The sequence below is a fragment of the Sphingomonas sp. PAMC 26621 genome (assembly GCF_000251145.1).
GTDB lineage: Bacteria > Pseudomonadota > Alphaproteobacteria > Sphingomonadales > Sphingomonadaceae > Sphingomonas.
The window spans coordinates 69265-82549 of record NZ_AIDW01000021.1 but is presented as its reverse complement, the minus strand read 5'-3'; the positions used below and the strand labels follow the sequence as shown (position 1 = coordinate 82549).

Annotated in this window: 7 protein-coding genes; 5 read left to right on the top strand and 2 right to left on the bottom strand. The window is 66.3% G+C overall.

All coding sequences use genetic code 11. The features are described 5' to 3' along the window. Nucleotides 1-35: 35 nt before the first annotated feature. Together hmgA and hppD are read right to left on the bottom strand one after the other, a co-directional pair. On the bottom strand, nt 36-1322 hold the full coding sequence (gene hmgA, locus RI03_RS11885) for a homogentisate 1,2-dioxygenase (protein WP_010217588.1): 1287 nt from the start codon (nt 1320-1322) through the stop codon (nt 36-38). A 162-nt stretch (nt 1323-1484) separates the two neighbouring features. Next, complete coding sequence (gene hppD, locus RI03_RS11880; RefSeq protein WP_010217587.1) at nt 1485-2549, bottom strand: 4-hydroxyphenylpyruvate dioxygenase; 1065 nt, start codon at nt 2547-2549, stop codon at nt 1485-1487. An 81-nt stretch (nt 2550-2630) separates the two neighbouring features. On the opposite strand from hppD, the gene RI03_RS11875 reads away from it, so the two are divergent. The 5 genes from RI03_RS11875 to RI03_RS11855 all read left to right on the top strand — a co-directional run bounded on the left by RI03_RS11875 (nt 2631) and on the right by RI03_RS11855 (nt 13255). Then, nucleotides 2631-3083: a MarR family winged helix-turn-helix transcriptional regulator gene (locus tag RI03_RS11875; RefSeq protein ID WP_010217586.1), complete on the top strand. Its 453-nt coding sequence runs from the start codon at nt 2631-2633 to the stop codon at nt 3081-3083. A 74-nt stretch (nt 3084-3157) separates the two neighbouring features. Then, nucleotides 3158-5227, top strand: coding sequence for a malate synthase G (locus tag RI03_RS11870; protein ID WP_010217585.1), 2070 nt, complete (start codon nt 3158-3160; stop codon nt 5225-5227). 104 nt (nt 5228-5331) lie between these two features. Beyond that, nucleotides 5332-7446 (top strand): autotransporter assembly complex protein TamA, encoded by a 2115-nt coding sequence (locus RI03_RS11865; protein ID WP_010217584.1) that lies wholly within the window; start codon nt 5332-5334, stop codon nt 7444-7446. After that, nucleotides 7446-11690 (top strand): translocation/assembly module TamB domain-containing protein, encoded by a 4245-nt coding sequence (locus RI03_RS11860; protein ID WP_010217583.1) that lies wholly within the window; start codon nt 7446-7448, stop codon nt 11688-11690. Before RI03_RS11865 ends, RI03_RS11860 begins: the two co-directional genes overlap by 1 nt. A gap of 62 nt (nt 11691-11752) precedes the next feature. Next, nucleotides 11753-13255, top strand: coding sequence for a flavin-containing monooxygenase (locus RI03_RS11855; protein ID WP_170318374.1), 1503 nt, complete (start codon nt 11753-11755; stop codon nt 13253-13255). The last annotated feature ends 30 nt before the right edge of the window (nt 13256-13285 follow it).

Sequence of the window (13285 nt, the reverse complement as noted above, 5' to 3'; positions counted from 1 at the left end):
GAGATGCCAGTTCCGCGAATTCGTGCTGATAAGAGTTAAGTATCCGGGAGTTGTGCTTTGGGAAAGCCAGACCAGGCAGCGTCATAGTCTTCGTCAAGCGCGCTTGTTTCTGCAGCGAATCGGGTCGGGGTGAAGACCCAGCGGCTTTCGATCATGAACGCCATCGTGCCGTCGATCTTGCGCGGGGCGAGCGGCGCGTTGCTCGCCGCGTCCCACGTCGCGACGTCGGGGCCGTGCCCGCTCATTTGGTTGTGGAGCGACAGCGCGCCCGGCACGAACCCGTCCGCCTTGGCGTCATAGGCGCCGGTGATCAGCCCCATGCATTCGCTCATCGTGTTGCGGTGGAACCACGGCGGGCGGAACGTGTCCTCCGCCACCATCCAGCGCGGCGGGAAGATCACGAAATCGACGTTGGCGGTGCCGGGCACGTCGCTGGGCGACGTGAGCACCGTGAAGATCGACGGGTCGGGATGATCGAAGCTGATGCTGCCGATCGTGTTGAACCGCGCGAGATCATATTTGCACGGTGCATAATTGCCGTGCCACGCGACGACGTCGAGCGGCGAGCGGCCGAGGTCAGTGGTCCACAGGCTGCCGAGGAATTTCTGGACGAGTTCGTACTCGCCCTCGACGTCCTCATACCAGGCGACGGGCGTTTCGAAGTCGCGCGGATTGGCGAGCCCGTTCGCGCCGATCGGCCCGAGGTCGGGGAGGCGGAAGGGCGCGCCGTGATTCTCCGCGACATAGCCGCGCGCGCTCCCATCGGGGAGGATGACGCGGAAGCGCACGCCGCGCGGGATGATCGCGACTTCGCCGGGGGCGAGGTCGATCCTTCCTAACTCGGTGTAGAGCGTGAGGCGGCCGTGTTGCGGCAGGATCAGCAACTCGCCATCCGCCGACACGAACGCGCGGTTCACCATGTCTGTGTTCGCGCGGTAGATGTGCATTGCGACGCCGGTCTGTGTCTTCGGGCCGTCGCCCGCGACGAGCATGGTGGTGAGCGAGTCGAGCCAGTCGGCGTCCTGCATGTCGAGCGGACCCCAGCGGAGGCGGTTGGGGGCGAGGGGGTCGTCGGTGGTGCCGGGGGCGAAGAGGGGCGCGCCCGCGTAGCGGGTGAAGGCCGGATGCGCGGCGGAGGGGCGGAGGCGGTAGAGCCACGAGCGCTTGTTCTCATGGCGCGGCGCGGTGAAGGCGCTGCCGCTGAGCTGCTCTGCGTAGAGGCCGAAGGGGGGCTTCTGCGGCGAGTTGCGCCCGATCGGGAGCGCGCCGGGGATGGCTTCGGTGGCGAAGTGGTTGCCGAAGCCGGTCATGGTGTTGGTCATTTCGCTCTCCAGCCATTCGGGGCGGTGCTCGGTACGGCCCCACCCCAAACCCTCCCCTGAAGGGGAGGGGCTAGAAGAAGAGCGCAACCGAAAAGCCCCTCCCCTTCAGGGGAGGGGTTGGGGTGGGGGAAGCCTCGCAGAGAACAGCCCACCCCAAAAGCCTCAAGCCTCGACCGCCCCCGGCACCACGCCCCGCCGGATCTGGTCCAGCTCGATGCTCTCGAACAAAGCCTTGAAATTCCCCTCGCCAAAGCCGTCATTGCCCTTGCGCTGGATGATCTCGAAGAAGATCGGCCCGACCATATTCTCGGTGAAGATCTGCAGCAGCAGACCGCCACCCGTCTCGGGCGCGCCGTCGATCAGGATGTCGCGCTTGCGCATTTCCTCGACGTCATGGTCGTGCCCGGGCAGGCGCTTGTCGATCAGATCGAAATAGGTCTGCGGGGTCGTCTGGAACCGCACGCCGTTCGCGCGCAACGTGTCGACCGTCTTGAAGATATCGTCGGTCGCAAGCGCGAGATGCTGGATGCCTTCGCCCTTATAGTCCTTGATGAACTCCTCGATCTGCGAATGCTCGTCCTGGCTTTCGTTCAGCGGGATGCGGATCTTGTCGTCCGGCGCGGTCATCGCCTTGGAGAACAGCCCCGTCGACTGGCCCTCGATGTCGAAATAGCGGATCTGGCGGAAGTTGAAGATCCGCTCGTAATAATCCGCCCAATAGGCCATCCGCCCGCGCTGCAGATTGTGCGTAAGGTGGTCGAGCGTGTGCAGCCCGACACTATGGTCGTCCACGCCCGCGCCTTCGACCGGGGTGAAGTCGGTCTCGTAAATCCGCGACTTTTCATCGACCAGATACAGGTTTGCGCCACCGATGCCTTCGATCGCGGGGAGATCGAGCTCGTCCGGGCCGACGGCGCCCCTGACCGCGACCGCGCCGCGCTCGACCGCCATTTTCAGCGCCTCGTCGCCATCGGCGACACGGAACGCCATCGCATTGGCCGAGGGGCCGTGCGTATCACGGAAGCCAGCGACCTGGCCTGCGTCATCCATGTTGAGCAGGAAGTTGATGTCGCCCTGCGCATAACGGCGGACGTTCTTCGACTTGTGGTTGCCGACATGGGTGAAGCCCATCTTGACGAACAAGTCGGCCATCGCCTCGGGATCGGGCGAGGTGAATTCGACGAATTCGAAGCCGTTAAGGCCCATCGGGTTTTCGGTGGCAGTCATCGCATCGGCTCCGAGATGGTTTCAGATGTAACGATATAGCGGCCTTGCCAAGGCCGGTCCATCCCTTATCCCTGCAGGACAATGACAACGCTCAAGCTCGATCAGTTCCTGCCGTATCGCCTGTCGATTGTGTCGAACCGCGTCTCGGCGGCGGTGGCGAGCACGTATCAGGCGCTGTTCGGGCTCCGGATCCCCGAATGGCGGCTGGTCGCGATCATCGCCGAGAGCGAGGGCGCGACGCAGCAGGCGCTTGGCCTCGCGACGCGGATGGACAAGGTGACGGTCAGCCGCGCCGCCGCGACGCTGGTCGAGCGCGGGCTGGTCGAACGTCGTCCGAATGCCAGCGATCAGCGCTCGCACCTGCTGTCGCTGACCGAAGCGGGCCGGACGCTGTACGAGAATGTCGCGCCCAAGGCGCTCGAGCTCGAGGCGCAGGTCTTCGCCGGCTTCACCCGGGCCGAAATCGCGAGCTTCCGCGCGATGCTTGACCGGCTCGAGACATCGGCCGCGCCGTTCGATCCCGAACGCGCTTGAAGCGGACCGCAAGGCTGGCCTAAGCCTGTCGCCCAAGCCCTCCCCAGGCAGACGTTGGTTCCAGGAGGATGTTGATGCCTGAAATGATCGACCGCGCCGGTCTGTCGGTCGCCGCCCCGCTCGCTGCCTTCATCGAGGCGCGCGTGCTCCCCGGCCTCGACGTAGCGGCAGAGGGCTGGTGGCAGGGCGTCGCGGACATCTACGTTCGGTTCGCTCCCGAGAACCGCGCCTTGCTCGCGACCCGCGACTCGCTCCAGGCGCAGATCGACGCGCGTTATGGTTCGGGGGAGGCGGTCGACGAGCCGTTCCTGCGCGAGATCGGCTATCTGGTTCCCGAACCCGCCGCCTTCACGATCGGCACGACCAACGTCGACGCCGAGGTCGCGACGATGGCCGGACCACAGCTCGTCGTCCCGATCCTCAACGCGCGCTTCCTGCTCAACGCCGCCAACGCCCGCTGGGGAAGCCTGTACGACGCCTATTACGGCACCGATGCACTTCCCGGCATGGCAGTCCCCGGGGGATACGATCCCGTGCGCGGGAAGCAGGTGGTCGAGGCCGCGAAGGCGTTCCTTGACGATGCGGTTCCGCTGACGACGGGCTGCTGGGACGAACTCCGCGGCGACGAACCGGACCTGCGCCACCCCGAGCAACTGGTCGGGCGCAAGGGTGCCTCGTGGCTGTTCGTCAACAACGGCCTGCATATCGAGGTGGTGGTCGACCGCGACCATCCGATCGGTCGCGACGATCCGTCGGGGATCGCCGACGTTATCCTCGAATCCGCGCTGACTACGATCTGCGACCTCGAGGATTCGGTCGCGGCGGTCGATGCCGAGGACAAGGTCGCAGCCTATGCCAATTGGCTCGGGCTGATGCGTGGCGATCTGGAGGAGGCGTTCGACAAGGGCGGCAAGACGATCACCCGGCGGCTCAACCCCGATCGCGTCTATGACGACGGGCTGACGCTGCCGGGGCGGAGCCTGTTATTCGTCCGCAACGTCGGGCATCTGATGACGACGCCTGCGATCAGGCTGCCCGATGGGAACGAAGCACCCGAGGGAATCCTCGACGCGATCGTCACCAGCACGATCGCGCTCTACGATTTGCGTGGGCTGGGTTCCTATCGCAACAGCCGGGCGGGCTCGGTCTATATCGTGAAGCCCAAGATGCACGGGCCCGAGGAATGCGGCTTCACCGACCGCCTGTTCGACGCGGTCGAGGACCTGCTCGGGCTTGAGCGGCATACGGTCAAGGTCGGCGTGATGGACGAGGAACGCCGCACATCGGCCAATCTCTCCGCCTGCATCGCGGCGGTGAAGGACCGGATCGTCTTCATCAACACCGGTTTCCTCGATCGGACCGGGGACGAGATGCACACCGCGATGCACGCCGGACCGATGATCCCCAAGGCCGAGATGAAGGGGAGCGACTGGATCAAGGCGTATGAAGACCGCAACGTCCGCATCGGGCTGGCGGCGGGGCTGTCGGGCAAGGCGCAGATCGGTAAAGGCATGTGGGCCGCGCCCGACCGGATGGCGGACATGATGGAGCAGAAGATCGGCCACCCGACCGCAGGCGCGAACACCGCCTGGGTCCCGTCGCCGACCGCGGCGACGCTCCATGCGATGCATTATCACAAGGTCGACGTGTTCGCCCGGCAGAAGAAGATCGCCCACGAGCACATCCCGTCGCTCGCGTTGCTGTTGCGCGTGCCGGTCGCGGCGCAGGGGCGCAACTGGACGCCCGACGAGATTCGCGCCGAGCTCGACAACAATGCGCAGGGCATCCTCGGTTATGTCGTGCGCTGGATCGACCAGGGGGTTGGGTGCTCCAAGGTCCCCGACATCCATGACGTCGGGCTGATGGAGGACCGAGCGACGTTGCGGATTTCGTCGCAGCATATCGCCAACTGGCTGCTCCACGGCGTTGCCACGCGCGCGGAGGTCGATGCCGCATTCGAACGGATGGCGGCGAAGGTCGATGCGCAGAATGCGGGCGACCCGGCATATCGACCAATGGCCGGGAACGCCGAAAGCCTTGCGCTACAAGCGGCGCGCGCGCTCGTCTTCGACGGGATCACGCAGCCGAACGGCTATACCGAGCCGTTGCTGCATGCCTATCGCCAACGCGTAAAAGCCGAATGAGCAGAATCTCGGAAACCATTTCCTATTCATGCGTTAGGGACGCTGAGCGGGGGACCGAAAAGCCGGCCCTCGTGTGAAGCGGGGAAGCGTAGCTCTTGATTTCTTTGGCGTATTCGAGCGGGCTTCTCGCCATCGCGGTTGCAAGTCTCCAGCAGGCACCCCCTCCGGTGGTGACGGCCGCGCCGGGTGCTGTCCCGGGTATCGGCCAAACCACCGAGTCGCCGATTGTTTCCGATTCGGAGTTCGACAAGGCGCTTCCGCCGCTCAGCAACGACATCAATGCCCCGCTCGAACCGATGATCCCGGTGCCGGTGACGACGACCGGCGTTCCGGTTGCGCCGCAGCCAGCATCGCCTGCAGTGATGGGCGTACCCGTCGCCACAACGCCCGCGCCGACGATCCCCGCCGACCTAAACCAGCCGCTTCCTCCGCTTGCGAGTTTCGACACCGCGCCGCTGGTCGACGTCGCGGTCAAGGACGAGAAGGCGCCCGAGATTCGCTACGAGACCGTGATCCGCGGGCTCGATCCGCTCAAGCTGACCGGGCAGTTCAACGGCCTGTCCGCGCTCAAGGGCGGCAAGGGCAAGGCCCCCAACGGCACCGTCATCGCGGCGCGCGAGCGCGAGGACGAGCAGCTCGCGATCCGGCTGATGAAGAGCTTGGGCTATTATGACGGGACCGCGGTCTCGACGATCGAGACCGTCCCCAGCGACAAGACCCGGGTCAAGGCGATCGTCTCGGCGACTCCGGGCAAGCAGTACAAGCTCGGCACGATCGTCGTGAAGGCGGGCCCGACCGTTCCGCCGACGCTGATCCGCGACGCGCTCCCGCTCAAGGTGGGGGAGCCGATCGAGGCGGTGCGCATCCAGGGCGCGGAAGCCAACGTCGCGCTGACGCTGCCGCAGAACGGATACCCCTTCGCCAAGGTCGGCGAGCGCGACATCCTGCTCGACGATCAGGTCGGCACCGGCGACTACACCCTCCCGGTCGAGGTTGGCGCGCGGTCGTCGTTCGGGACGGTAACGACCGAAGGGCGGCTTGCGTTCGGGGCCGATCACGTCCGCATATTACAACGCTTCCAGGCGGGCGAACTGTACGACAACCGCAAGGTCGATGATCTGCGCGCGGCACTGGTCGCGACGGGGCTGTTCTCGACGGTGTCGGTCGAGCCGAAGCCGACCGGTAACATCAACCCCGACGGGACCGAGCAGGTCAATCTGCTGGTCGAGCAGGAGCGCGGCAAATATCGCTCGCTCGCGGTCAGCGGCGGGTACAGCACCGGGCAGGGCGCGCGGGTCGAAGGCTCGTTCACGCATCGCAACCTGTGGTCGCCCGAGGGCGCGCTGATCGCGACGGCGGTCGGCGGCACGCAGGAGCAGGGGTTGAGCGGGACCTTCCGCCGCTCGAACGCAGGCAAGCGCGATCGCACGGTCACGCTGACCGCTGCAGTCGACCACACCAATTACGACGCGTTCAACGCCTTCACCGCGACGCTGTCGGGCCGGATTTCGTATGACTCCACGCCGTTGTGGCAAAAGAAGTTCACCTACGCCTACGGGTTCGAAGTCGTCGGCACGAACGAAAGCGTCTACGACTTCGCGCGCGGCGATCGTCGGCGCGCGACCTATTTCATCGCGGCGCTGCCGGGTCAGGTCCAGTTCGACCGGTCGGACAGTCTGCTCAACCCGACCAAGGGCTATCGCCTCAAGCTGAGCGTCAGCCCCGAGACGTCGGTGCGCGGGTCGATCAGCCCCTATGCGCGCACGCTGATCGAGGCGAGTGCCTACTATCCGGTCGGCGAGAAGTTCGTCATCGCGGGTCGCCTCCGTGCCGGCGCGATCGCCGGGATCGAGCGTGACGACCTCGCGCCGTCGCGGCGTTATTATGGCGGCGGCGGCGGGTCGGTGCGCGGCTATGGCTATCAGCGGCTCGGGCCGCTCGATCCGCAGGGCAATCCGGTCGGCGGGCGCAGTTTGAACGAGTTCGCACTCGAGGCGCGCTATCGCTTCGGCAATTACGGGATCGTGCCGTTCATCGACGGCGGGAACGCCTATACGAGCGTGCTGCCCAAGGGCTCCGACCTGCGCTTCGGCGCGGGGATTGGCGGACGTTTCTATACCAATTTCGGGCCGTTGCGCGTCGACGTCGCAACCCCGCTCAATCCTCGTAAGGGCGACGGCAAGGTCGCGCTGTATATCTCGATCGGACAGGCCTTCTGATGGCGGAAGTAGAAACCGGCCCTTCGGCGGCGCCGGAAACCGTCGTTGTGCGACGTCCCTTGTGGCAGCGGATCTTCAAATGGGTCTCGATCACGCTTGGCGTGCTCGGGCTGCTCGCGATGGGGATCGTCGCCGGGCTGGATACCGCGCCGGGTCGGCGCGTGATCGCCAATTTCATCGGGGACTATAAGACCGCGGGCGGGCTCAACATCCGCGTCGGGCGGATCGAGGGATCGATCTACGGCAAGATGGTGCTCAACGACGTGCGGGTCAGCGATCCGCAGGGGGTGTTCCTGTCGTCGCCGCGGATCGCGGTCGACTGGAAGCCGTTCGATTACGTCCGCAACCATATCAACGTGCTGTCGGCACAGGCGAACCTCATCACGATGACGCGCTCGCCCGCGTTCAAGCCGACCCCGACCGACCCCAACGCACCGATCCTCCCCGATCTCGACATCGATATCGGTCGCCTGACCGTGGACCGGATGGTGCTGGGCAAGGCCGTGATGGGGTCGCCCCACATCATCAAGATCGACGGCGCGACACACATCGCGGACAAGCGCGCGCAGATCACTGCGGACGTCGATGCGCTGACCGGCCCCGGCATCGCGGGTGGCGACAAGCTTCGGTTGCGGCTCGACGCGGTGCCCGATTCGGACCGGCTCGGGATCGACGCGCGGATCACCGCGCCAGCGCGTGGCGTGGTCGCCGAAATGAGCGGGCTCAAGGCCCCGCTCGACTTCACGATTGCGGGCAAGGGAGGCTGGAAGGCCTGGACCGGCAAGGCGAGCGGGTCGCTCGGCGGCGCGCAGTTCGCCGACCTCGACCTTCAGGCGCATAACGGCTTCTTTCAGATCCGCGGCAAGACCAACCCCGGTCTCTATCCCGGTGGTGCGCCCAAGGACAAGGCGACCCCGACCAACCCGATCGCGCGCCTCACCGCGCCCGCGCTCGACGTGTCGATCGACGCGCGTTTGAACGAACGCAAGATCGATACCGTCATCGCGCTCAAGTCGGATGCGCTGGCGCTCAACGCCAAGGGTCTGATCGATCTCGCGCAGAGTGCCTTCAGCCAGTTCGCGGTCGACGCGAAGCTGCTGACGCCCGGCGCGATCCTCCCCAATCTCAACGGGCGCGACGTGACCGCGCGCGTCGTGCTCGACGGCAAGTTCGCGACACCCACGGTCAATTATGTCGTCAGCGCAGGCGTGCTCGGCTTCGGCGAGACCCGCGTCCAGCAGCTCTACGCCTCGGGTCTTGCGCGCGTGAACGCGGATCACATCGTGATCCCGGTCGCGGCGCGTGCCGCGCGGGTCACCGGGCTCAACGCGGCCGCGGGTGGCCTGCTCGACAATGTTGCGATCAACGGCAGCTTCGCGATCGCCAACGGCAAGGTGCTGTCGGACAATCTCAAGATCCGTTCGCGCAAGATCGACGCGACCGCGCTGATCGTCGCCGATCTCGCGACCGGCATGTACCGCGCCGCGCTCAACGGCCGGGTCAACGATTACCGGGTCGAGAGCTTCGGGATCGTCAGCGTCAAGACCGACGCCAAGCTCGTCACCATGCCCGGCGGGTTCTGCATCACCGCGCACGTCGCGGCGCGGACCTCGCAGATCTTCAACGAAGGCGCGCGCACCTTCCTCGGCGGCAACGCCGCGGTGACTGCGGACGTCGGCTATGATCCGAACGGAATCATCACCTTCCGCAACCTGCGGCTCAACGCACCGCAGTTCCGTGTCACGCGCGGGCAGGGGCGGTACGATCCGAAGGGACCGCTCGCGGTCGATGCGGATGCCTATTCCACCCAATATGGCCCGCTGTTCGCTCGGGTCACGGGTACTGCGACCAAACCGGTCGTGCTGCTGCGGGCGCCGCGTCCGGGCGTGGGCATCGGTCTCGTCAATCTCGAGGCACGCGTGCGCGGCACGGGAACATCGTATCTGATCCTCGCCAAGGGCGGGACCAATTACGGGCCGTTCACCGCCGACCTCAACGTCGTGCCGGCGGCACCGCTGACGGTCGACATCCGTAATGCGCGCTTTGCCGGGATCGACTTCAAGGGTCGCGTCCAGCAGCTCGCCTCCGGTCCGTTCGGCGGGCGGGTGACGTTCGCCGGATCGGGCATCAGCGGGGCGGCGTTGCTCGGCGCGCAGGGCAAGTTCCAGCGGGTTGATGTCGCCGCACGGGCGAGCAACGCCAAGATCCCGGGGCTGGTCGACTTCACGATCGGTCGCGCACTGGTTAACGCCCGCGCCATTTTGACCCCGACGCCGCAAGTCGTCGCGGACGCGCAGGTCGCGGATCTGCGCTACGGTCCGACGGTGATTTCGGCGGCACGCGCCAAGGTCAATTACGTCGGGGGCTCGGGCACCGCGCAGTTGCTCGCGACGGGGTCGAACGGCGTGCCGTTCCGACTCGCCGCCAATGCGCGGCTCAGCCCGAAGCAGTGGCTCGCGGCGCTGCAGGGCCAGGCGAACGGCATCGGCTTCCGCACCGTCAACCCGGCGCGGATCGATATCGACGGCGCCACCTACCGCCTGCAACCGACCAAGATCGACTTCGACAACGGCTCGGCGCGCGTTGCGGCAGTCTATGGCACGGGGCTTTCGGCGCAACTTCGGCTCGACAAGCTCGACCTGTCGGTCGCGAACGCGCTGGTGCCCAACCTCGGGCTCGGCGGTGCGGCGACGGGGTCGCTCGACTACGCACAGCCGCGTGGTGCCTCGGTCCCCAAGATCGCGGGCCAGTTCCGCATCGCCAACTTCACGCGCTCGAGCCTCGCCAGCGTCTCCGATCCGGTCGACGTCGTCGGCCAGATCGGCCTCACCGACGCGGGCGGGGAAGCACGCGCGCTGGTGCAGCGGGGCGGGACGACCGTCGGTCGGATGGTCGCGACGTTGCGCCCGCTGGGTGCGGGGGCGAACTGGACGACGCGTCTGATGGCGGCCCCGCTATCGGGCGGGATCCGCTACAATGGTCCGTCGAGCGTGCTGTTCTCGCTTGCCGGGCTCAGCCGCCAGCAATTGTCGGGGCCGATCGCGATCGCCGCCGACTTTGGTGGCCGCGTCGATGCGCCGCAGCTCAACGGCGTCATCCGCGCGGACTCGCTGACCTATGACAATGAAGTCTATGGAACGCGGCTCAGCCAGATGAAGATCGCGGGGCGGTTCACCAACGACCGGCTCGAGATCACGCAGCTCTCGGCGCGCGCGGGTGAGGGGACGGTACAGGCGCAGGGCTCGGTCGGCTTCGCCGCTGCCTCGGGCTTCCCGATCGACATTCGCGCGACGCTCAACAACGCGCGGCTCGCACGGAGCGATGCGCTGGGGGCGACCGCGACGGGGACGATCGCGGTGACCAACTCCAAGGCGAACGGCGGTCTCATCAAGGGCGACATCCGCATCCCGAATGCGCGCTACGAGATCATCCGCCAGGGCCAGGCCGAAGTGCCCGAACTGACCGGCGTCCGCCGCAAGAGCGATCTGGTCAAGGCGGCGGGCGCTCCGGCGGCGGAGGCACCGGTCGGGCTGTTCAAGCTCGATATCCGGATCCGTGCGGACAACCAGCTCTTCGTCTCGGGCATGGGGCTCGAATCCGAATGGGAGATGGACATGCGGGTCGCCGGCACGTCGGCGGCACCGCAGGTGCTCGGTCGGCTGCAACTGGTGCGCGGGACCTATTCCTTCTCGGGCAAGCGGTTCGAGGTCACCAAGGGCGACATCCGCTTCAACGGTGGACCGTTGTCCGACCCGGAGATCAACATCAGCGCGACCACGACGACCAGCGACGTCGACGTCACGATCAACGTGACCGGCACCGGCCAGAAGCCCCAGATCGCGTTCACCTCGACCCCGGCCTTGCCGCAGGACGAAGTGCTCAGCCGCCTGTTGTTCGGCAGCTCGGTGACCAACCTGTCGGCGATCCAGGCGATTCAGCTCGCGTCCGCGCTCAATTCGCTGCGCGGGTCGGGGGGCGGGCTCAACCCGCTCGGCAAGCTGCGCTCGGCGACGGGCATCGACCGGCTGCGCGTGCTCGGCGCGAACGATGCGACCGGGCAGGGCACCTCGCTCGCGGCGGGCAAGTACATCACCAACAACATCTACGTCGAGATCATCACCGACGCGCGCGGCTTCACCGCGACGCAGCTGGAGGTGTCGCTGACCAAGGCGTTGAGCGTGTTGTCGCAGGCCGGGTCGTTCGGCGGGTCGAATGTCACGGTGCGCTACAAAAAGGATTTCTGATCGCAACCTAACGCTTTCCGAGGAGCCCGAAATCGAATATCGGGTATCCTCGGAGAGTGGCTATGTCAGAGCGTAAACCTGAGCATTTCGATGTGGTCGTGGTCGGTGCCGGAATATCCGGTATCGGCGCGGGCTATCATCTGCAGACGCAGAGCCCGGATCGTACCTACGTCATTCTGGAGGGGCGGCCGCAGCTTGGCGGGACGTGGGACCTGTTTCGCTATCCCGGCATCCGGTCTGATTCGGACATGTATACGCTCGGCTATTCGTTCCGGCCGTGGACCGAGGCCAAGGCGATCGCCGACGGCCCGTCGATCCTGCGCTATGTGACCGAGACCGCGCGCGACTTCGGGATCGACCGGCATATCCGCTTCGGCCATCACGCGAAGCGCGCCGCCTGGTCTACGCCCGATGCGTGCTGGCGGGTCGAGGCGGACGGGCCCGGCGGGCCGGTCGTGTTCACCTGCGCTTTCCTGTTCATGTGCAGCGGCTATTATAATTACGCACAGGGGCACACGCCCGAATGGCCGGGCACCGCGGACTTTGCGGGGCGGATCGTACATCCGCAATTCTGGCCCGGCGATCTCGATTATGCGGGGAAGGAAGTCGTCGTCATCGGCAGCGGCGCGACCGCGGTCACGCTCGTCCCCGCGATGGCGGACACCGCCGCGCACGTGACGATGCTCCAGCGCTCGCCCACCTATGTCGTGTCGCGCCCGGCGGAAGATGCCGCCGCCAACTGGCTGCGGCGCAAGCTGCCCGCGAAACTGGCGTACGGTCTCGTGCGGTGGCGCAACGTTTTGCTCGGGATGCTGTTCTTCAATCTCGCGAGGAAGCGGCCTGCGCAGACCAAGGAGCGGCTGATCGGCATGGTGCGCGACCAGCTCGGCGCCGACTATGACGTCGCGACCCATTTCACCCCCAACTACAATCCGTGGGACCAGCGGCTGTGCCTGGTTCCCGACGCGGATCTGTTCGAGGCGATCAAGACGCAGCGTGCCTCGGTCGTGACCGACCGGATCGCGCGCTTCACCCGCGACGGGCTCGTTCTCGAATCGGGGGCGGAGCTTCCCGCCGATGTCGTCGTCACCGCGACGGGGCTCGAGCTGCAATTGCTCAGCGACGTTGCGTTCAGTGTCGACGGGGTACCGGTCGATCTGACCGATACGTTCAACTACAAGGGCATGATGTACAGCGACGTCCCCAACATGGCGTCGTCATTCGGGTACACCAACGCGTCGTGGACGTTGAAGGCGGACCTGACGTGCGGTTATGTCTGCCGCCTGCTCAACACGATGAAGAAGCGCGGGCTGCGGCAGGCGACGCCGCGCGTCGGCGGGGCGGATCTCGCGCCCGCGCCGTTCCTCGATTTCACCTCGGGCTATGTCACGCGCGCGATGGCGAAATTCCCCAAGCAGGGGAGCAAGGCGCCGTGGCGGGTGCACCAGAATTACGCGCGCGATCTGCTGGCGCTGAAATACGGGTCGGTGGATGACGGGATGGAATTCTCGAATCCCGCGCCGGGGCGGGTGACCGCGAAGCGCAAGGATGCGGTGGCGGCGTAGCTTTTCCGTTCACTTCCCCGGCGAAGGCCG

Bases quoted from the DNA above. Each gene is read 5' to 3' on its own strand.
- RI03_RS11870 (WP_010217585.1), top strand. From the start codon at position 3,158: ATGCCTGAAATGATCGACCGCGCCGGTCTGTCGGTCGCCGCCCCGCTC.
- RI03_RS11875 (WP_010217586.1), top strand. From the start codon at position 2,631: ATGACAACGCTCAAGCTCGATCAGTTCCTGCCGTATCGCCTGTCGATT.
- hmgA (WP_010217588.1), bottom strand. From the start codon at position 1,322: ATGACCAACACCATGACCGGCTTCGGCAACCACTTCGCCACCGAAGCC.
- RI03_RS11860 (WP_010217583.1), top strand. From the start codon at position 7,446: ATGGCGGAAGTAGAAACCGGCCCTTCGGCGGCGCCGGAAACCGTCGTT.
- RI03_RS11855 (WP_170318374.1), top strand. From the start codon at position 11,753: ATGTCAGAGCGTAAACCTGAGCATTTCGATGTGGTCGTGGTCGGTGCC.
- hppD (WP_010217587.1), bottom strand. From the start codon at position 2,549: ATGACTGCCACCGAAAACCCGATGGGCCTTAACGGCTTCGAATTCGTC.